This is a genomic window from Serratia sp. BIGb0234, from assembly GCF_024809915.1.
In the GTDB taxonomy this organism is placed as follows: Bacteria; Pseudomonadota; Gammaproteobacteria; order Enterobacterales; family Enterobacteriaceae; genus Serratia; species Serratia liquefaciens.
Genome location: NZ_JANUEI010000004.1, coordinates 39,518 through 59,420 on the forward strand (window position 1 = coordinate 39,518; position 19,903 = coordinate 59,420).

Genomic DNA, 19,903 nt, shown 5'->3' on the forward strand with positions numbered 1-19,903 from the left:
GCGCATTATTCCTCCATGTTAGCCTATAAGGCCATTTCGAGCGTAGCATTCGCACGGCTTCATCTTTGATCCGCCTGGCATTAACGCTAGACTCTGAGGTAACTGAAAAGCAAAGAGGATGAGGAATGGAAGTCATTGAGGGGCGCGAGTTACAGGTTCCTGACGCAGTCTATGCCTACCAACTCGATGGTAAGGGCGGTGTAACATCGATTGATTACGATGATAAAGTCACCTGCGATGAGCCATGCTGGCTGCATCTCGATTATGCGCACCCAGCCAGCGCCGAGTGGCTGGCTACCACACCGCTTTTGCCGGATGCGGTAAGAGAGGCTTTATCCGGCGAAAGTTCCCGGCCGCGCGTCAGCAAGGTGGGCGAAGGCACCATGATCACGCTGCGCAGCATCAACTTTAACGCCAACTCGCGGCCGGATCAGCTGGTCACTATCCGCGTTTACATGACCGATAAACTCATCGTTTCTACCCGCCATCGCAAGGTCTATTCCATTGACCAGGTGGTGAACGATCTGCAAAGCGGCAGTGGGCCAACCAACAGCGGTAACTGGCTGGTGGAGATATCGGACGCATTGACCGACCACGCCAGCGAGTTTATCGAAGATCTGCACGATAAAATCATCGATTTGGAAGATTCGTTACTGGAGCAGCAGGTCCCCGAACGGGGGCAATTGGCGCTGATCCGCAAACAGTTGATTGTGCTGCGTCGTTATATGGCACCGCAACGCGACGTGTTCTCGCGTTTAGCCAGCGATCGTTTGCCCTGGATGAATGACGACGATCGTCGCCGCATGCAGGATATTGCCGATCGGCTGGGGCGCGGGCTGGATGACCTGGACGGTAGCATTGCACGTACCGCGATCCTTTCTGACGAAATCACCACGGTAATGGCCGATGCCATGAACCGCCGCACCTACACCATGTCGCTCCTGGCGATGGTGTTTTTGCCTACGACCTTTTTGACCGGGCTGTTCGGCGTCAACCTGGGCGGGATCCCTGGGGGCGGTAATCCATTCGGCTTTGCGGCATTTTGCCTGATGCTGGCCGGATTGGTGTTCGGCGTGGGCTGGTGGCTGAAGCGACGGCGTTGGTTGTAGCCAAAAAGAGGTAAAACCCCGGTTAACATTGAGCGATATCAACTTTTGTCGGGGGGAAATGAGGCATGATCTATCTCGCAGGTGAATGCAACGTCAAGCGATGGGCGTTGCGCTCCATAATTGTCTTACTTTCTTATATTTAGAATTACTGCATAGCACATTGATTCATACGATGCCGGTTTAATCACCGGCATTTTTTTGTCCGCAATTTGCCCTCAGGCCGCACTCTCATCCCAGAAACTGGCTTCAATCTTGTGCCCGTCCAGATCACGCACAAAACAGCCGTAATAGGCTTCACCATAGTGCGGCCGTGAACCGGGGGCACCTTCATCCTTCGCCCCGGCCAGCAGCGCCTGCTGGTAAAAATCATCAACCTGCTGCTTGCTGGTGGCGAAAAAACCCACATGAATGCCGTTGCCGGTGGTGGCCGGTTTGCCGTCGATCGGCAGCTGCAACCAAAACTCCGGATAATCGCGACCGTAGCCTATGGCCCCTGGGTGTTCCAAAACCCGGCGGCAACCTAAGGCGGCGAGGGTGCGATCGTAAAAATCAGCTGCGGCGTCAAAATTATTGCTGCCGAGAGAAACGTGAGACAAGCAGGGCGTGATGTTCATCGGTAATCTCCTGGTGACTGTATAAAAACACAGTATAGGATAAAAACCGCACTGTCTGGTGAATTCTGCTGAAAATGCGAGCGGGATCGCCAACTGAAGGGGGGTAAAGAGCCGCCCGCAGTGTGCGGGCGGAACAACGGCTTACTTGATTTCGAGCACGTCTAAACGTGCCGGGGCAGGTTCATCCGTCTCTTCCGGCTGCCAACCCACCGGCTGCATCGGAATGTCTTCGCGATCGAAGGCCAAATCGCCACCGTCAACGACTTCACTGCCGTGGTGAATGCCTTTGAAATCAAACAGGTTAAAGTCGCTCAGGTGCGAAGGCACCACGTTTTGCATTGCGCTGAACATGGTTTCCAGGCGGCCTGGATAGCGTTTATCCCAGTCGCGCAGCATGTCGCCAATTACCTGACGCTGCAGGTTAGGCTGCGAACCGCACAGGTTGCACGGAATAATCGGGAATGCTTTCGCCACCGAGAAACGCTCAATATCTTTTTCACGGCAGTAAGCCAGCGGACGGATCACCACGTGCTTACCGTCGTCGCTCATCAGTTTAGGTGGCATGCCTTTCAGTTTGCCGCCGTAGAACATATTGAGGAACAGGGTCTGCAGAATGTCGTCACGGTGGTGGCCTAGGGCAATCTTGGTGGCACCCAGCTCGGTGGCGGTGCGGTAAAGGATACCGCGGCGCAGACGCGAACACAGGGAGCAGGTGGTTTTGCCCTCGGGGATCTTGTCCTTGACGATGCTGTAGGTGTTCTCCTCAACGATCTTGTATTCCACCCCTAAACTTTCCAGATAGGCTGGCAGGATATGCTCAGGGAAGCCAGGCTGTTTCTGATCGAGGTTAACGGCAATCAGTGAGAAATTGACCGGTGCACTCTGCTGCAGGTTGCGCAGAATTTCCAGCATGGTGTAGCTGTCTTTACCGCCGGACAGGCAGACCATGATGCGGTCGCCTTCTTCAATCATGTTGAAGTCGGCAATCGCTTCGCCCACGTTGCGGCGCAGACGCTTGTGCAATTTGTTGAGGTTGTATTGCTCTTTTTGACTAACGGTTTGTTTTTCTGACATTTAAATCGTGCTCGTTCTCAATTGGGGGCACTATGGGCATGACGTTTTAGGCAGCAAGTTTAGCATTCAACAGGCTGATTGGGTCATTATTCATTTCGCTCTCGGGGCCGTGAAGAACCTTGGCGTGCTGTCATGCCTGGTTGTCTGGGGATAAACGCACCCAACATGCATCAATGTGGCGTGTATGGTACGGATTGTGAGAACGAATACCAGCGTGTTTTACGTGGTGGGGATGGAAAACGGAAAATAATGGGTGCCAAACCCACATGAGGCCGCATGTGGGCCTCATGTCTTACCGACTCAATCTTACTTATAAATTTCGGCTGTGCCACACAGACGGTTATTGCCGGAGGCGCCGATGATGCGATAAACCTCGGCGCCGGCTTCGACCGCCTTGGCTTCCAGTTCCCGCTGTAGGCTAGAAAGATTATTGCTTGCTGCGCAGGCGCTAATGATCCCGGCTTTTTGCCGATCGGTGGGTGCTGAGTCAACCAGGGTAGCGGCGACGGTCGTGAACGACAGGGTGGCCAGCGCGAGGGCAGTGAGGGCCAGATTGACGTTTTTCATGCTGTGATTTCCTTTTCTGTGGCCTGTATCGATTAAGACTGGCGACGACGTTGATTCGCTCAGTGTGAGCTTTTCAGACCAATGTGGGTTGGCTATTGGTCTTCTCGCGCCGGATAGCCTGCTTCACGCAGCACCGCGAGAAAATCACTTTCGTCCTGAGTACTATCGACCTGAACCTGACGAGCGGCCGGGTCGGTTTCAATCTGGGCCTGCGGATCGACTCTGTGTAGTGCCTTGGTTACGGATTTCGCGCAACCGCCGCAGGTCATATTGGGAATGTAGAAACTGTGCATATCAATCTCCTGGTTCTTTAGGGTGTCCGGTCACTATGCGGGTTGACAGCGTGGCAAGGTCAAACGCTTTTCAGTGAAAATTTTTGCTTTGAATTCAATGACGATACCGGTGTATAAGCGCCAAAGCGTGGCGCCTCACGAGGGGGTTGCAGGCTGGGCTCCGTGGTTGTAGCAGGCTCAGCCAAATCCGCCAGGATCGGGCAGTCCGGGCGATCGTTGCCATGGCAGTGATCGGCAAGGTATTCGAGCGTTTGCGCCATCTCTTGCAGTTCGGCGATCTTGGCTTTCAACCTGGCAACATGGGAAAGCGCCATCTCTTTAACGTCGGCGCTGGCACGATCGCGGTCGTTCCACAAGACCAGCAGGGCTGAGATCTGCTCGACAGAAAACCCCAGATCGCGTGCACGACGAATAAATCGCAGGCTGTGTACGTCCTGTGGGCTGTAATGCCGGTAACCGGCATCAGAACGAAGGGCTTTCGGGATCAGGCCAATTTGTTCGTAATAGCGGATCATCTTTGCCGAAACGCCAGAGGACTTGGCTGCTTGACCGATGTTCATTATTCACTCCTTCTGGGGGATTCATTAAATCCCCTTAAAGCGGGGGATCGGCTATGGGTCGACAGGTAGCGTTATCGCTGGCACTCGCTGGCGCGATTGGACAGATCGAGTACCACAACCAATCCAGGTGATAGGTGCGATAGAACACTTTCGCGTTCACCTGAGTGGTTGGCGCGATACATACACCGCCACGCGCCTTGGCCTCCTCGCTGATCTCGGGGTTGGAGAGATCGCGTTCTTCGAAAGCGATCCCTTCATTTTCGAGCCAGGATTTCAACGTTTGGCAGTCTGAGCTCGTCGGCATGGTGTAGATGACGACCTGAGGATGAAATTCACCGGCCATGCTGGCCTCCTCAAACGTGTTGTAGTGTTGCCGCCTAAACCTTTACGTTTTCCGGCCCGACAGGGCGGGATTCGATACCCATCGGTGCCTGGAAACGCTTTAGACGGAGCGCGTTGCCGAGTACGAAGACGCTGGAGAGCGCCATCGCTGCAGCGGCGAAGATCGGCGAAAGCAAGGTGCCGTTTATCGGGTAAAGCATGCCTGCCGCAACCGGGATCAGCACTGCGTTGTAGGCAAAGGCCCAGAACAGGTTCTGCTTGATGTTGCGGATCGTCGCCTGGCTGAGCGCAATGGCATTTGCCACACCACGCAGGTCACCGGACATCAACACCACGTCTGCCGCTTCGATAGCTACATCGGTTCCCGTACCGATGGCCAATCCAACATCGGCTTCGGCCAGCGCCGGGGCGTCGTTGATGCCGTCCCCCACGAAAGCGACGCGTGCACCATGGCTGCGGAACTGCTTCAGCGCCGCGACCTTACCGTCGGGTAAAACCTCAGCCGCGACCTCATCGATACCGAGCTGTCGGGCGATTGCCGAGGCGGTTGCTGCATTATCACCGGTGATCATCGCGACCTTGAGCCCCAATGCGTGCAGCGCCTTGATTGCCTCTGGCGTGGTCTCTTTAATCGGGTCGGCAACGGCGATCACCGCCGCCAAACGACCGTCTATCGCAGCATAAAGCGGGCTCTTGCCTTGCTCTCCGAGACGCTGGGCAGCCGGCAGGAAACTGGCCACGTCCAGGCCGAGCTGCGTCATGAAGCGGTCGGCTCCAACGGAGACGGTTCGGCCGCTGACCTTGGCTGATACACCGAAGCCCGGTGTGGCATCGAAGGCTTCAATAGCGGCGATCTTGATGTCGCGCTGTTTTGCGGCGGCGACGATGGCTTCGGCGATAGGGTGCTCCGAACGCGTCTCCACGGCGGCAACCAGCGCCAGAACCTCGTCGTAATCGAAGCCCTCGGCCGGTACCAGGTCGGTCAACTCAGGGCGACCTTTGGTCAGGGTGCCAGTTTTGTCCAGCGCGATAACGCTGACATCTCGTAGTGCCTGCAAGGCTTCGCCTTTACGGAACAGCACGCCGAGCTCGGCGGCGCGGCCAGTGCCGACCATTATCGAGGTGGGGGTGGCCAGCCCCATGGCGCAAGGGCAGGCGATAATCAGCACGGCCACCGCATTCACCAGCGCGAAGGTCAGTGCCGGCGTCGGTCCGAAGATCAACCAGATCAGGAACGTCAGCGCTGCCGCCGCCATCACCGCCGGGACGAACCACAGGGTCACCTTGTCGACCAACGCCTGGATCGGCAGCTTGGAACCCTGGGCTTCCTCAACCAAGCGGATAATTTGCGCGAGTACCGTATTGGCACCGACTTTGGTGACGCGGAAGCTGAATGCCCCGGTTTTGTTGATGGTGCCGCCGACCACTTCGGCACCGACACCCTTGGACACCGGCACCGGTTCGCCGGTGATCATGCTTTCATCCACATAAGAGGCACCTTCGACGACCTGACCGTCGACCGGGATCTTCTCCCCCGGGCGAACGAACACGACATCACCGGTGGTCACCTGGTCGAGCGGGATTTCCAGGGTTGCACCGTTACGCTCGACGCGCGCCGTTTTGGCCTGCAGCCCAACCAACCGTTTTATCGCCTGAGAGGTTCGCCCCTTGGCGCGAGCCTCCAGCGTGCGCCCAAGCAAAATCAGCGTAACGATCACCGCGGCGGCTTCGAAATAGATGTTGGCGGTACCTTGCGGCAGCACTTGCGGAATGAAAGTGGCCACCACCGAATAGCCATAAGCCGCCGCGGTACCCACCGACACCAGCGAGTTCATGTCAGGGGCACCGCGCAGCAATGCAGGCACGCCCTTGCGGAAGAAGCGCAGGCCGGGCCCAAACAGCACCAGCGTGGTAAGCACGAACTGCAGATACGCATTGCGCTGTTCACCCAGAACCCCTAACACCCAATGATGCATCGCGGGAATCAGGTGCGAGCCCATTTCGAGGACGAATACTGGCAAGGTCAGGAGAGCGGCAATCAGTAAAGATCGGCGTAGTCCACGTGCTTCGTTCTCGCGCCTTTCACTGTCTTGATCGTCCGAACTTGCCGTGGCGGCAGACAAGCGGCGGGCCTTATAACCGGCCTGTTCGACCGCGGCTTCAAGCATGGCCGTGGTGACGATCCCGGCACTATGGCGCACCCGGGCACGCTCGGTCGCCAGGTTGACATTCGCTTCGATCACGCCCGGAATTTGCCTGAGCGCTTTCTCAACCCGACCGACACAGGACGCGCAGGTCATATCTTCGATGCCGAGTTCAGTGGTTTCTTCACGAACGGCGTAACCGGCGCTCTCGATGGCACCAACGGCTGCCTGCGGATCGGCGCGATCGCCGAAAGTGATATCGGCGCGCTCGGTGGCCAGGTTGACCGTTGCCGTTTGCACGCCGGGAACGGCTTTTAGCGCACGTTCGACGCGGCCAACGCAGGAAGCACAGGTCATACCTTCGACCGGCAGACTCAGACGAGTGGTGCGCAGGGCTGAATTAGAACCTTGTTGCACAGAGACGGAAGTCATTGAACTACCCCTTTACTGATTCGGATATCGAAAAGCTTAAAGCTTCCCACTGTGGGAAGGTCAAGACCTGTCAGGGATTTGTTTTGCCAGGGGCAGATTCGGCCTCGTTTTGGCACCGCCGCAGAGCGTCGTCTCCACAGTACACACCTGCCAACCACCTCCCAATGCCTTATAGATGCTGACCACGGCGAGTTGTTGTTCGGTGCGTGCGACCGCCAGCGCTCGCCGGCTGTTAAAGTCGGAACGCTCTGCGTCAAGGACTTCCAGATAGAGGCCTTGCCCCTGGGAAAACTGCAACCGGGCGAGACGAGCGGCCTCACGATTGGCTGCTGATTCAAGCAGGCGCAGTTCGAGCGTGCTGCCTGTTGCTTTATAGGTTTTGAAGGCGTCATCGGTTTCTTGCAGCGCGCGCAATAGTGTTTGATCGTAGAGGAGCAGGGCTTCTTGGGCGCGAGCTTCACTGGCGGCAATCCGCGCTCGGACGCGACCGTTATCGAGCAGAGACCAGCGAATGACCGGAAGGATAAAACCGGACAAAGCTCCGGCACCGTTCACTGCATCGAGGTTTCCGGCAACGAATCCGATCGAGCCTTGTATCTGGATCTCGGGGTAGAGACCTGCCGTTTCTACCCCAATCCGCGCGGTTGCTGCCGCCAGAGTGCGTTCGGCCGCCGCAATATCGGCACGTCGTGCCAGGAGCGCCTCGGGGTTGCCGACGGCGATGGCGGTAACCTTCAGTTCATCACGCCCAGGTATGGCGACTGGAGGGCTAAACCTTTGCGGCGTTTCGCCAAGCAATACCGCCAGCGCATTGACGGAAACCGCGCGACGGCGCTCGAGCTCGGGGGCGACAACCTCAACATTGCGTAATAACGCCTCGGCGCGCAGTCGGTCGAACTCACTGGCTGAACCGGCATTCGCCAGACGTTCAACCTGAGCCAGGCTCTCGCGCTGGCTTCGGGTGATATCTTCAACGACAGCAAGCTCGGCCTCGATACCGCGCAGTTCAAACCAGGTGGCGGCCACCGCTGCTGCAACGCCGGCTTGCACATCGCGCAACAAGGCTTCACGCGAGCCTGCCTGCGCCTGGGCTTCCTCAACCGAACGGCGCACGCGACCGAACAGATCGATTTCCCAGGCGCTGTCTACGGCACCGCGATAGGTTTCCTGCTGACGAGCCTGGTCAGGCGATGTCTCTATCTCGCTCTTGCGACGGTTTTCATAGCTGAAAGCAGGGCCGCCGCTTGGCAGAAAGCTCTGACGATCCTCGCGCAGCAGGGCTTTTGCTTCTTCGAGCCGCATGGCGGCAATGCCGATATCATGATTAACCGAAAGCGCCTGCCGGATCAGTCCGCTCAATATCGGATCGTCGAAGGCACGCCACCATTCAACCTCCACTGTACCGGAATTAAGGCCTGGCGAAGCTTCACCAAAGCTGGCGGGAAGCCGTGCCGAAGACAGCGAAGGCGGCGAATAGTCTGGCCCTACAGATGAACACCCGGTTAACAGGGTAAGCGCACTCAGGGGGAACCACAGCGATTGATAGAGGCTTTTCATGAGGTGCTCTCCTTAATGCGCTGTTTGCGCAGCTTCGATTCTGCCCGGCGGCGTTCGATACGAACGGACAGGTTACGCATCACCACATAAAACACCGGCGTCAGGAACAGACCGAACAGCGTCACGCCTAGCATGCCGGCGAAGACGGCGATACCCATTGCATGGCGCATCTCCGCCCCGGCACCGCCGGCAAAGACCAGAGGAACCACACCGGCGATAAAGGCCAGGGAGGTCATCAGGATTGGCCGCAGTCGCAGCCGACAAGCCTCAATAACCGCATCCAGCGCGCTTGCGCCCTCGGCCTCGAGAGTGCGGGCGAACTCGACGATAAGAATGGCATTTTTGGCGGCCAAACCGACCAGTACGATCAGCCCGATTTGCACAAAGACGTTGTTGTCACCGCCGGTCATCCAGACGCCAATAATGGCGCTCAGCAGACACATCGGCACAATCAACAGGACGGCCAGCGGCAACAACCAGCTGTTGTACTGAGCGGCAAGGATGAGATAGGCCAGAAGCACACACAGCGGGAAGATGAACAACGCCGAATCCCCGGCCAGCTTTTGCTGGTAGGTAAGGTCGGTCCATTCAAAAGTCATGCCGTCCGGCAGCACTTCTTTCGCCAGACGCTCCATCACGGCTACCGCCTGACCCGAACTGATGCCGGCCATCGCGCCGCCGGAGATGTCGGCGGAAGGATAGCCGTTGTAGTGGATCACTCGGTCTGGGCCTGAGCTCGGTGTGACGGTAACAAATGAAGATAAAGGCAGCATTTTCCCGGCAGCATTGCGTACTTGCAGGCGACCGATGGCTTCTGCCTGCATGCGATGGTCTGCATCGGCCTGGGCGGTTACTTTGTAGGTGCGGCCAAAGCGGTTGAAATCGTTGACATAGAGAGAACCGAGATAGACCTGCAGCGATTCGAAGATATCCGCCAGACGGACGCCCTGACTCATGGCTTTGGTACGATCGATGGCAACGTCGAGTTGTGGGGCATTGACGTCAAAGCTGGTCATCAGTCCGGCCACCTGTCCCGACTCGGTGGCTTTGGTCATCAGGATCTGGGTTTGCTGAACCAGAGCATCCAATCCGGCGCCGCTGCGATCCTCAATTTGCATTTTAAAACCGCCGGTGGCGCCCAGTCCCGGTACCGGTGGCGGTGGGAATACGCCGAGGAAGCCGTCGGGAATGCCGGCGAATTTTGCTTGCAGGCGGCCGGCAATCGCGGTCGCGCTGAGATCGTCTGTTGTACGAGCTTCAAACGGGTCAAGCATAACGAACATGACGGCGGCATTCGGTACGTTGACGAAGCCGTTGATCGACAGCCCTGGGAAGGCTACGACGCTCTCGACACCGGCTTCCGCCAGCGCGATTTTTGACATCTGTTTGACGACCGCATCGGTGCGTTCCAGCGAGGCTGAATTGGGCAGTTGGGCAATACCAACCAGGTAGTATTTGTCCTGCATCGGTACGAAGCCGGGCGGAACCGCCTTAAAGCCGAAGAAGGTCAGTGCCAGTAAGCCACCGTAGACCAAAAGCGCCAGACCGCTAACCCGGACCACTTTGCGGACCGTATTGCCATAAGCGTTAGGCGCGTGTCGGAAAGGCCGGCCAAACGCACGGAACAACCGATCGGCTCGACCGCGCAGGGTGCGCGGATCTCGGGCGATCGCAGCCTTGCGCGGACGCAACAAAAGGCCAGCCAGCGCCGGGCTGAGTGTCAGGGAGTTGATGGCCGACAGAATGGTTGAAATGGCGATGGTGAGCGCAAATTGTTGATAAAACTCCCCCTGCAGGCCGCTCAGGAAGGCGGTGGGGATGAATACGGCGGCAAGCACCGAGGTAATGGCGATGATGGGGCCGGTCACTTCGTCCATGGCGCGCCTTGCGGCCTGGGGAGGCTCCTCGCCATTTTCGATATGACGTTCGACATTTTCGACCACGACGATCGCGTCGTCGACCACTATCCCGATCGACAACACCAGGCCAAACAGTGACAAGGTATTGAGCGAAAAGCCCATCAGATGCATGACGGCAAAGGTCCCGATCAGCGATACCGGCACCGCCATCAATGGGATCAACGACGCGCGCCAGTTGTGCAGGAACAGTACTACCACGATCACCACCAACAGGATCGCCTCCAGCAGGGTGGTGGCTACCGACTCCAGCGAAGCACTGACGAAGACCGTTGGGTCATAAGCTATGCGCGAAGTGAGTCCTGCCGGAAAGTGAGTTTCGAGCCGTTGCATGGTGGCCCTCACGGCCTTAGAAACGTCTAGCGCGTTAGCTCCCGGGCTTTGAATAATTTGCAGCGCGACGGCCGGCTCACCGTCGAGCAGGCTGCGCAACGCGTAGGCATCAGCTCCCATTTCGATACGGGCGACATCTCGCAGGCGAGTGATTTGGCCGTCGCTACCGGTGCGAATAATGATATCGCCAAACTGTTCCTCGTCGGTCAGGCGGCCGAGGGTATTGACCGTCACCTGGAATGCGGCGTTGGAATTCGGTGTCTGGCCAACCGAGCCGGCCGCTACCTGAACGTTCTGTTCGCGTACGGCGGCGATAACGTCACCGGCCGTCAACCCTCGCGCAGCGATCAAATCAGGATCGAGCCAAAGCCGCATGCTGTACTCGCCGGCACCCCATACCAAAACGTCACTGACTCCGGGGATGCGGGACAGCTCATCGCGTACCTGGAGGTAAGCGTAGTTTGAAATGTAGAGAGGATCGTAACGCTGATCGGGCGACAGCAGGTGAACTACCATCAGGATATCCGGCGAGGTTTTCTGCGTGACGACGCCCTGGCGTTGAACCTCTTCAGGTAACCGCGGCAGCGCGCGCGAAACCCGGTTCTGCACCTGAACCTGCGCCATATCGGCATTGGTGCCCTGGGCGAAAGTGACGGTCAGGATCATTCGGCCATCGGTTGCCGACTGCGACGACATGTACAACATGCCCTCAACCCCGGTGATTGCCTGTTCGAGCGGAGCCGCTACCGTTTCAGCGATCACTTTGGGGTTGGCTCCGGGGTAAGACGCGGTCACTTGCACCGTTGGCGGAGTGACTGCCGGATACTCGCTAAGCGGCAGTTGGAAGAAGGCCACGCCGCCGGCGAGCACCATCAAAATTGACAGGACGATGGCAAATATCGGGCGTGCGATGAAGAAACGAGGGAAAGTCATTACGCGGCCCCCGTGGTTGTCGGCGCCGTCATGGGGGCACCATCAATGGCGGTTGTTTGCGGCGTGATCTGCATACCGGGGCGTACCAGGCCCTTGACCACGATACGCTCACCCGGCTGCAGACCCTGTTCGATCACCCGCATGCCTTCGACCATCGGGCCCAGCTCGACTGGCCGATATTCGGTTTTGTCACCTTTGCCGACGACCAACACATAGCGGCGGCCCTGATCGGTGCCAATTGATTGATCGGACACCAGTACGCGGGCGCGCGGTGCACCGGTTTCCAGTTTGACCTTGGCAAACAGGCCAGGGGTCAATTGTCCATCGGCATTATCGACAACGGCGCGAATACGCACGGTGCCCGTCCCACGGTCGGCGGAGTTGGCAAGAAAATCGACACGGCCAGTTCGGGTATAGGTTTTGTCGGTGATCAGCGCGACCATCACCTTGGTTGCCGGCGGGGTGGCACGAGTGCGGTCTGTGGCGAGCGAACGCAAATAGGTGCGCTCGTCGACGTCGAAATAAACCTGCAGCGGGTTGGTCGAGACAATCGTCGTGAGCGGCGTTACGCCATTGGTAACGTAGTTGCCCTCGGTGACCAGCACCTGGCCGACGCGCCCGCTGATGGGCGCCGTGACGCGCGTGAACGCCATATCCAACTCTGCCGCAGCCAGGGCGGCTTTCGCGGCATCGACCTGCGCTTTGCCTGCATTCAACGAAGCGGTTGCCGTATCGAGCTGAGCACGCGCAAAAACCTTTTGAGCAAACAGCTGTGTGGCACGGGCATATTCCGTTTGAGCGAGCCGCGCTGCTGCTTCAGCCTCGCGCAAGCGAGCTTTGGCGGCACTCAGCGCGGCTTCGTACACCCGAGAGTCAATGAGAAACAGCCGTTGGCCTTTCTCAACCCAGCGACCTTCCGGCACGCTGACATCTTGCAGATATCCGGCGACTCTTGGGCGCAGTTCAACCTGTTTGACAGCGGTTAGCGAACCGGTGAACTCGACAAAAGGCGTGACCGGGCGAACGACCACTTCGGCTACTGGTACGCTCGGAGGCTTGGCGGGGGCAGCTGCGGACACCGTCTCTTTGCAACCGGCGACAGCGAATGCGACGCTTATCGCCGCAGTGATTAGAGTGACACGTTTGGCTTTCATCATTTGACCTTTCGCGACTGAAGTCGACAGTGGAATTTATTGAGCCGAAGCGGCTCTGATTGCACTTATCGGACTTACCACGTTTGGAAGGTCAAGCTGTTTTTGAGGGCTGATTCAGGTTATTCGATACTGTGTTGCGCGAGGGCGTCTGGCGTGGAGAAAGTTACGCAGTGGCAAAAAACAAAAGCGGGGCGCGAACCGGTCGCGCCCCGTGGGTTTACTCGGCGGAGGAGGTTTCCCCCTTGCCAGCCAGCAGGCTGAGGAAGTCGTACTTCTCCTTCAGCTCTTTTTCTGCGGCCTGATACAGCGCGCTGGCGACTTCCGGCTGCTGTGAGTTCAGGCGGCGGAAGCGCTGTTCTTTCAGCAACGTATCGGTCAAATTGCTGTTTGGCGGCCGGGAATCCAGCGCCAGCGCCGGTTTGCCCTCATCGGCGCGACGTGGATCGAAGCGATACAGCGGCCAGAATCCGGTCGCGGTCAGCTGTTTCATCTGGTCGTGACTGAGTGCCAGATCGTAACCGTGTTCTTCACAGGGGCTGTAGGCAATGATCAGGGATGGCCCCGGATAAGCTTCGGCTTCCTGAATGGCTTTCACCGTCTGATTAAGCTGCGCACCCAGCGAGATTTGCGCCACGTAAACATGGCCGTACATCATCATGCTGACGCCCAGATCCTTACGTGCCTTGCGCTTGCCGTGTTCGCCGAATTTGGTCACCGCCCCGAGCGGGGTGGCCTTCGATTGCTGGCCGCCAGTGTTGGAGTAACACTGAGTGTCCAACACCAGCACGTTGACGTTTTCGGTCAGGCTGAGGACGTGATCCAACCCGCCGAACCCGATATCGTAAGCCCAGCCGTCGCCACCAATCAGCCAGATGGATTTATCCACCAGATAATCGGCGTCAGTCGCCAGTTGGCGCGCGTCGTGACCCTCAATCTGCGCCAGCAAGCCGCGCAGTTCCTTAATCTGTTGGCGACGCGGTTCTGGTGCGATATCCGTCATCTGCAGAGCGTTGACCAACTGTGCCGGCAGCTGCGGCGCCAGGGTGTTCAGCAAACGCAGTACGCGGCTGCGGTGCTGATCGACCGTTAAGCGGAAGCCCAGACCGAACTCCGCATTATCCTCGAACAACGAGTTGGCCCAGGCTGGACCGCGGCCTTCGGCATTGGTGGTATAAGGTGTAGTCGGCAGGTTGCCGCCGTAAATGGACGAACAGCCGGTGGCGTTGGCAATCAGCAACCGGTCGCCATAAAGCTGGGTCAGCAGCTTGATGTACGGTGTTTCCCCACAGCCGGAACAGGCACCGGAGTATTCGAACAGCGGCGAAATCAACTGCGAGGTACGGATGTCGATCCGCTCGATCTGCGAGGGATCAATTTCCGGCAACTGCAGGAAGAAGTCGTAATGCGCTTTTTCTTCAGTCAGGTGCTCAAGGCGCGATGCCATGTTGATGGCCTTGATGTCCGGGTTCTGGCGATCTTTTGCCGGGCAGACTTCAACGCACAGATTGCAGCCGGTACAGTCTTCCGGCGCGACCTGCAGTACGTATTTCTGGCCGCGCATGTCGCGCGCTTTCACATCCAGCGATTGCAGCGAGGCAGGGGCATGTTCCATGGCCTCCGGCTGAACCACTTTGGCGCGGATGGCGGAGTGCGGGCAGGCGGCAACGCAGTGGTTGCACTGGGTGCACAGATCCGGCTGCCAAATGGGGATATCCTCGGCGATATTGCGCTTTTCCCACTGGGTGGTTCCCACCGGCCAGGTACCGTCCGGCGGGAAGGCTGACACCGGCAACGCATCCCCCAGTCCGGCCAGCATCGCGGCGGTCACGGTTTTGACAAAGTCAGGCGCCGCATCCGAGACAATCGGCGGTCGCATTGGGCTGTTTTCGTTAACCGGCTGCAGGGGGATTTCAATCAGCGCGTCAAGCGTGGCGGCCAGAGCCTGCCAGTTGCGCTCAACAATATCCTGGCCTTTGTTGCTGTAGCTGCGTTCGATAGCATCCCGCAATTGCTGGAGTGCCACGTCGCCCGGCAGAATTTGGGTCAGATGGAAAAACGCCATCTGCATTACGGTGTTGATACGTGCACCGAGCCGGCATTCACGTGCCAGTTTCGCCGCGTTGATGATATAGAAGCGTGCCTGACGTTGCTGCAAGACGGCTTGCACTTCCTGCGGCAGCCGCGACCAGGCCTCTTCGGCACCATAGGGAGTATTGAGCAGGAAAATGCCGCCGGGTTTCAGGCGCTCCGCCATCTGGTAAGTATCGATAAACTGCAGCTGGTGGCAGCCGACAAAGTCGGCGCGACTGACCAGATAGGCCGAATTGATGGGCTGTTCGCTGACGCGCAGGTGGGATACCGTCAGGCCTCCGGCCTTTTTCGAGTCATAAACGAAATAGCCCTGGGCATACATGGACGTACTGTTGCCGATGATTTTGATGTTGTTCTTGGTAGCGGAAACGGAGCCGTCACTGCCAAGACCGTAGAACAGTGCCTCCAGCGACGCGCGCTGCGGCAGGGTTTCTTCACTGAGTGGCAGGGAAAGACCGGTCACATCGTCGAAAATACCGACGGTAAAGCGTGGACGCGGGCGCTCCAGGGCCAGCTCGTTAAACACGGCTAACGCGCAGTCAGGGCCAAACTCTTTCGAGGAGAGCCCATAACGGCCGCCGATCACCATCGGCATATGGGCGCGTTCACCCCGGCTGAACGCTTCAGCCAGTGCGGTCATCACGTCCAGATACAGGGGCTCCGCCAGCGCGCCGGGCTCCTTGGTACGGTCCAGTACGGCGATTTTCTTCGCGCTTTCCGGCAACACGCTGAGCAGGTGCTGCGCGGAAAACGGCCGAAACAGCCGCACTTTCAGCACGCCGACTTTTTCACCACGGGTCAACAGGGCGTCGATCGCTTCTTCGCAGGTGCCGATGGCGGATCCCATCAGGATCACCACGCGCTCGGCCTGCGGATGGCCGTAATATTCGAAGGGCTGATACGCCCGGCCAGTGATCTCGGCGAATTTGTCCATCGCGTCAATCACATGCTGGCAGGTCGCGTTATACCAGGGGTTGGTGGCTTCGCGCGATTGGAAATAGGTGTCCGGGTTGGCGGAGGTGCCCCGTACCACGGGATGATCAGGCGACAGTGCGCGGCTGCGGTGCGCGTCAATCGCGTCCTGAGGCAGCATCTGGCGCAGGGTATCGTCGCTCAGCGGCACGATTTTGTTGATTTCATGCGAGGTGCGGAAACCATCAAAAAAGTGAATAAACGGCAGGCGGCTGTTGAGACTGGCCGTTTGGGAAATCAGCGCAAAATCCTGTGCTTCCTGGACGTTGCTGGCGCACAGCATGGCGCAGCCGGTTTGGCGTACCGCCATCACGTCGGAATGGTCGCCAAAAATCGACAGCGCATGGGTGGCGATGGTGCGCGCAGCAACATGCAGCACAAACGGCGTCAGTTCACCGGCCAGTTTGTACAACGTCGGGATCATCAGCAGCAGGCCCTGCGATGAGGTAAACGAGGTCGACAGCGCGCCGGTTTGCAATGCGCCATGTACCGTGGCGATCGCACCGCCTTCCGACTGCATTTCCACCACTCGTGGCACGTCGCCCCAGATATTTTGACGGCCGTCGCCGGACCAGGCATCCGCCTGTTCCGCCATGGTCGAACTGGGGGTGATTGGGTAGATGGCAATCACTTCGCTGGCGCGGTAGGCGACGGAAGCGACTGCATTATTACCATCTGTAGTAATCATCAACTTTACCTTTCATTGCTCAAAAAGCTGCGAAAGTCACCTCTCGCAGTAATTAACAAAGTCTAGCAGAGGGATATATTGGCCCTTTATCGCGTTTGTGTGGCGGATGATAAATCGACAAAAAATGCGACAAGGAGATATTTCACGACTTTAAATGGCCCTGAAGAAAAATTGTCATCGTTGTTTAACGACAATTTATTTCCGGCGCGTCATACTGGTGAATAGGTAAACTTACAGAAGAAAAAACGATGAGCGGATTTATGTATTTGACCATGGCGATAGTCGCAGAAGTGATCGCCACCACCATGCTGAAAGCCTCTGAGGGATTCACTCGCTTGTGGCCGTCGCTGGTGGTTGTGGTCGGCTATGGTGTAGCTTTCTGGGGGCTGTCGATGGTGGTGAAAACCATGCCGCTGGGCATTGTTTACGCCATCTGGTCGGGCATGGGCATTGTTCTGGTGTCAATTGCCGCGGTATTTGTTTATCAACAAAAGCTGGATTGGCCAGCCGTGCTGGGGATGGGATTAATTATTGCCGGCGTGTTGGTGATTAATTTACTGTCGAAAACCGCAGCGCACTGATCCTTATTTAAACCGAAACAATCGCCAGCGCGACATTCAGTGGCGCTGGCAGAAAACCTTATTAATAAATAACGGAAAATAATAGATTACCCCCAAACTTGGATCTTCCCTTTACCGGCAAAAAATGCGCCATTTTGACACCGCATTTTAGTGCTGTTCGCCACGCCTCAAAGCGTTAACCTCTCCTAAAATGCCTGTTTAACCCTGCTGTGACTGACCCTTGTTCAGGTCGGGCAGGGATGTTCGACGTTTGCTCCGCGGACAGAGCGGAAAAATCCAGTAACCATAATAATTTCGTCGCTGTTCAAATAAACGGCAAATAATTGCAGGAATATATTTTCATTATTTATATATCAGGCTAGATTAAACAGGTTTGCATCAAAGATAACCTAACGTGTCCGCAATAAAGTGATGCGAGTTATCGGCAATGGCGATTTTACACAGCGCAGTTTCGGGTTCAGGAGTGGATTAATGACAATATTAAAAGGGTTGCTGGCCGGCACCGTACTGCTTTTGGCCGCCTGCAGCAGCAACAACGAAGAACCAGTCCAGCAGGCTAACAGTGCAAGAATCAATAACTTACAGACCAGTGCTAACTGTGCCATCGTTGGCGGCGTTACTACGGTGACCCACAATTTAAACGGCGAAGCGATCAGAATGTGCCAGATGCCGAATGGTAAACAGTGCGAAGAATCGACGCTGGGGCGGGGTGCCTGCGCGAGCGCCGGCTAACGGTTAATAACACCAGGCCGCAGAGCAGCCTGGTGCACAGGGATCACTGCACCCAATCGCGCAGTGTATAAACCAGGGTATGGTCGCCGCCGCTCAGCGTTAATTGCTGAGCGCTGAGGGTGACTTTTGCTCCTTTGCCCAGCACGTCGCCGATCACCCGATCCCACTGATTGAGTTGCGGGTCTGCGCACAGCATGCGTGTTGAAGCCAGACCTTTTACCGTCAGCACGCCATTTTGCAATTGGCCATTGCCAAAGAAACGGTTACACATGGCACCGGAAACGTGCAGGGTTTCACCGAACTCGATGTTGGGCTGCTTGCCCTGGCCCGCTTTCACCGCTACGCCGTCGACGCTTTGCAAAATAAAGTTATGATGCAACAGGTCGCTTTCCTTTACCGTCTTTCCGTTTTGACTCATTCCACACCCGGCTAACAGCAGCGGCATTAACGCCACCAACATAGACTTTTTCATCGGCTCTCCTTAGGACAAATCAGGCATTGAGCTGGTTAGGGCAAGGCTCACCACGATCCAATTGGCTCACGTTCTGCAACGTGGTTTCCGAGATGCTGGTCAGCGCCTCTTCGGTCAGGAAAGCCTGATGACCGGTGAACAACACGTTGTGGCAAGCAGACAGACGACGGAAAATATCGTCCTGGATCACGTCATTGGATTTATCTTCGAAGAACAGGTCGCGTTCATTCTCATACACGTCCATCCCCAGGGCGCCGATTTTCTGTTGTTTCAGGGCATCAATCGCGGCTGATGAGTCAATCAAACCGCCGCGGCTGGTGTTGATGATCATTACGCCGTCTTTCATCGCCGCAAAAGCGTCGGTATTCAACAGGTGGTGGTTTTCCGGCGTCAGCGGGCAGTGCAGGGTAATGACGTCAGATTGCGCGTACAGCGTTTGCAGATCGACATATTCCGCGCCCAGCTCCAATGCCTGTTCGCTTGGGTACGGGTCATAGGCCAGAAGCTTCATGCCGAAGCCTTTCAGGATGCGCATGGTGGCGACGCCGATCTTACCGGTGCCAATCACCCCGGCAGTCCGGTTATGCATATTGAAGCCGATCAAACCTTCAAGCGAGAAATTGGCATCGCGGGTGCGTTGATAGGCACGGTGAATACGACGATTCAGGCACATCATCATGCCCACGGCATGTTCAGCGACCGCTTCCGGCGAGTAGGCCGGTACGCGCACCACCTTGATACCCAGTTCTTTGGCGGCGTCCAAATCGACATTATTAAAGCCGGCGCAGCGCAGAGCCAAAATTTCGACCCCCAACGCCGCCAGTTCTTCAAGCACTTCACGGCTGCCGTCGTCGTTGACGAAGATGCAGATGGCTTTGCAGCCGGCGGCGTTTTTGGCGGTTTTTTTACTGAGCAGGAAGTCGAAGAACTCCAGCTCGTAACCAAACTGCTGATTCACCAGTTCGAGATATTTACGGTCATACTGTTTGGTGCTGTATATCGCCAATTTCATCGTGGTTTCTCCCGCGTGATTTTGTGATCAATTTAACAGATTTTAGTAAATTCTACAATTGGTTAGCCTGTTTGATGCGCGTTGAATGGCAGCAGTTATCGTTGCCGCAAAGGGTATTGATTAAGGGTAGCTGGCAACGTCACAACAGGGTGAATATTCGGCACGGAGTGGCTGAAAAGCGAAGCGCGAGAGATGAGAGAGAGGTTGGTTCCAGGCAAAAAAATCCCCACGGGGGTGTGGGGAATGGCTTCTCTAGTATAGTTAGCTAGCAGCTGACTTTTGTTAGAATGCTTGCAAGACTATTAATTATCAAAGGTAACGACAATA

The 19,903-nt window shown here is 57.0% G+C and carries 16 protein-coding genes; 3 read left to right on the forward strand and 13 right to left on the reverse strand.

Going from position 1 to position 19,903, the window contains the following annotated elements; translation table 11 throughout:
* Positions 1-125 precede the first annotated feature (125 nt).
* Complete coding sequence (gene zntB, locus M2407_RS16450) at positions 126-1,109, forward strand: zinc transporter ZntB (RefSeq protein WP_020827086.1); 984 nt, start codon at positions 126-128, stop codon at positions 1,107-1,109.
* A 215-nt stretch (positions 1,110-1,324) separates the two neighbouring features.
* Here zntB and M2407_RS16455 read toward each other — a convergent pair whose 3' ends face one another.
* The 11 genes from M2407_RS16455 to nifJ form a co-directional block, all read right to left on the reverse strand.
* Complete coding sequence (locus tag M2407_RS16455) at positions 1,325-1,723, reverse strand: VOC family protein (RefSeq protein WP_128865193.1); 399 nt, start codon at positions 1,721-1,723, stop codon at positions 1,325-1,327.
* A 141-nt stretch (positions 1,724-1,864) separates the two neighbouring features.
* The gene (gene ttcA / locus M2407_RS16460; protein ID WP_020827084.1) at positions 1,865-2,797 is read right to left on the reverse strand and encodes a tRNA 2-thiocytidine(32) synthetase TtcA; all 933 of its coding nucleotides are present in this window, start codon (positions 2,795-2,797) and stop codon (positions 1,865-1,867) included.
* Positions 2,798-3,103: 306 nt separating this feature from the next.
* On the reverse strand, positions 3,104-3,364 hold the full coding sequence (gene bhsA, locus M2407_RS16465; RefSeq protein ID WP_046373417.1) for a multiple stress resistance protein BhsA: 261 nt from the start codon (positions 3,362-3,364) through the stop codon (positions 3,104-3,106).
* Positions 3,365-3,456: 92 nt separating this feature from the next.
* Positions 3,457-3,657: a heavy-metal-associated domain-containing protein gene (locus M2407_RS16470; protein WP_259218638.1), complete on the reverse strand. Its 201-nt coding sequence runs from the start codon at positions 3,655-3,657 to the stop codon at positions 3,457-3,459.
* A gap of 59 nt (positions 3,658-3,716) precedes the next feature.
* Entirely contained in the window at positions 3,717-4,217 is a 501-nt protein-coding gene (cueR, locus tag M2407_RS16475) for a Cu(I)-responsive transcriptional regulator (protein WP_130015820.1), read from the reverse strand.
* A gap of 34 nt (positions 4,218-4,251) precedes the next feature.
* Positions 4,252-4,560 carry a glutaredoxin domain-containing protein gene (locus tag M2407_RS16480; RefSeq protein WP_259218639.1) on the reverse strand — a complete coding sequence of 103 codons (309 nt, stop codon included), beginning with the start codon at positions 4,558-4,560 and terminating at the stop codon, positions 4,252-4,254.
* 34 nt (positions 4,561-4,594) lie between these two features.
* Positions 4,595-7,135, reverse strand: a complete 2,541-nt coding sequence (locus tag M2407_RS16485) for a heavy metal translocating P-type ATPase (RefSeq protein WP_259218640.1) — start codon at positions 7,133-7,135, stop codon at positions 4,595-4,597.
* Between the two features lie 60 nt (positions 7,136-7,195).
* On the reverse strand, positions 7,196-8,692 hold the full coding sequence (locus M2407_RS16490; protein ID WP_201896342.1) for an efflux transporter outer membrane subunit: 1,497 nt from the start codon (positions 8,690-8,692) through the stop codon (positions 7,196-7,198).
* On the reverse strand, positions 8,689-11,874 hold the full coding sequence (locus tag M2407_RS16495; RefSeq protein ID WP_259218641.1) for an efflux RND transporter permease subunit: 3,186 nt from the start codon (positions 11,872-11,874) through the stop codon (positions 8,689-8,691). Before M2407_RS16495 ends, M2407_RS16490 begins: the two co-directional genes overlap by 4 nt.
* The gene (locus tag M2407_RS16500; RefSeq protein WP_259218642.1) at positions 11,874-13,028 is read right to left on the reverse strand and encodes an efflux RND transporter periplasmic adaptor subunit; all 1,155 of its coding nucleotides are present in this window, start codon (positions 13,026-13,028) and stop codon (positions 11,874-11,876) included. The genes M2407_RS16495 and M2407_RS16500 overlap by 1 nt, the downstream gene beginning before the upstream one ends.
* Before the next feature lie 217 nt (positions 13,029-13,245).
* A complete protein-coding gene (gene nifJ / locus M2407_RS16505) occupies positions 13,246-16,779 on the reverse strand; it encodes a pyruvate:ferredoxin (flavodoxin) oxidoreductase (RefSeq protein WP_259218643.1) in 3,534 nt (1,177 codons plus the stop codon).
* Between the two features lie 248 nt (positions 16,780-17,027).
* Between nifJ and M2407_RS16510 the strand changes: the two genes are divergently transcribed.
* Together M2407_RS16510 and M2407_RS16515 are read left to right on the forward strand one after the other, a co-directional pair.
* The gene (locus M2407_RS16510; RefSeq protein WP_044551516.1) at positions 17,028-17,360 is read left to right on the forward strand and encodes an SMR family transporter; all 333 of its coding nucleotides are present in this window, start codon (positions 17,028-17,030) and stop codon (positions 17,358-17,360) included.
* Between the two features lie 471 nt (positions 17,361-17,831).
* Positions 17,832-18,092, forward strand: a complete 261-nt coding sequence (locus M2407_RS16515; RefSeq protein ID WP_046373425.1) for a DUF333 domain-containing protein — start codon at positions 17,832-17,834, stop codon at positions 18,090-18,092.
* 43 nt (positions 18,093-18,135) lie between these two features.
* Here the strand turns inward: M2407_RS16515 and hslJ are convergent, their stop codons facing one another.
* Complete coding sequence (gene hslJ, locus M2407_RS16520; protein WP_122079466.1) at positions 18,136-18,564, reverse strand: heat shock protein HslJ; 429 nt, start codon at positions 18,562-18,564, stop codon at positions 18,136-18,138.
* Positions 18,565-18,583: 19 nt separating this feature from the next.
* On the reverse strand, positions 18,584-19,576 hold the full coding sequence (locus tag M2407_RS16525) for a 2-hydroxyacid dehydrogenase (RefSeq protein ID WP_115058732.1): 993 nt from the start codon (positions 19,574-19,576) through the stop codon (positions 18,584-18,586).
* Between the last annotated feature and the right edge of the window lie 327 nt (positions 19,577-19,903).

Bases quoted from the DNA above. Each gene is read 5' to 3' on its own strand.
- zntB (WP_020827086.1), top strand. From the start codon at position 126: ATGGAAGTCATTGAGGGGCGCGAGTTACAGGTTCCTGACGCAGTCTAT.
- M2407_RS16455 (WP_128865193.1), bottom strand. From the start codon at position 1,723: ATGAACATCACGCCCTGCTTGTCTCACGTTTCTCTCGGCAGCAATAAT.
- ttcA (WP_020827084.1), bottom strand. From the start codon at position 2,797: ATGTCAGAAAAACAAACCGTTAGTCAAAAAGAGCAATACAACCTCAAC.
- bhsA (WP_046373417.1), bottom strand. From the start codon at position 3,364: ATGAAAAACGTCAATCTGGCCCTCACTGCCCTCGCGCTGGCCACCCTG.
- M2407_RS16470 (WP_259218638.1), bottom strand. From the start codon at position 3,657: ATGCACAGTTTCTACATTCCCAATATGACCTGCGGCGGTTGCGCGAAA.
- cueR (WP_130015820.1), bottom strand. From the start codon at position 4,217: ATGAACATCGGTCAAGCAGCCAAGTCCTCTGGCGTTTCGGCAAAGATG.
- M2407_RS16480 (WP_259218639.1), bottom strand. From the start codon at position 4,560: ATGGCCGGTGAATTTCATCCTCAGGTCGTCATCTACACCATGCCGACG.
- M2407_RS16485 (WP_259218640.1), bottom strand. From the start codon at position 7,135: ATGACTTCCGTCTCTGTGCAACAAGGTTCTAATTCAGCCCTGCGCACC.
- M2407_RS16490 (WP_201896342.1), bottom strand. From the start codon at position 8,692: ATGAAAAGCCTCTATCAATCGCTGTGGTTCCCCCTGAGTGCGCTTACC.
- M2407_RS16495 (WP_259218641.1), bottom strand. From the start codon at position 11,874: ATGACTTTCCCTCGTTTCTTCATCGCACGCCCGATATTTGCCATCGTC.
- M2407_RS16500 (WP_259218642.1), bottom strand. From the start codon at position 13,028: ATGAAAGCCAAACGTGTCACTCTAATCACTGCGGCGATAAGCGTCGCA.
- nifJ (WP_259218643.1), bottom strand. From the start codon at position 16,779: ATGATTACTACAGATGGTAATAATGCAGTCGCTTCCGTCGCCTACCGC.
- M2407_RS16510 (WP_044551516.1), top strand. From the start codon at position 17,028: ATGAGCGGATTTATGTATTTGACCATGGCGATAGTCGCAGAAGTGATC.
- M2407_RS16515 (WP_046373425.1), top strand. From the start codon at position 17,832: ATGACAATATTAAAAGGGTTGCTGGCCGGCACCGTACTGCTTTTGGCC.
- hslJ (WP_122079466.1), bottom strand. From the start codon at position 18,564: ATGAAAAAGTCTATGTTGGTGGCGTTAATGCCGCTGCTGTTAGCCGGG.
- M2407_RS16525 (WP_115058732.1), bottom strand. From the start codon at position 19,576: ATGAAATTGGCGATATACAGCACCAAACAGTATGACCGTAAATATCTC.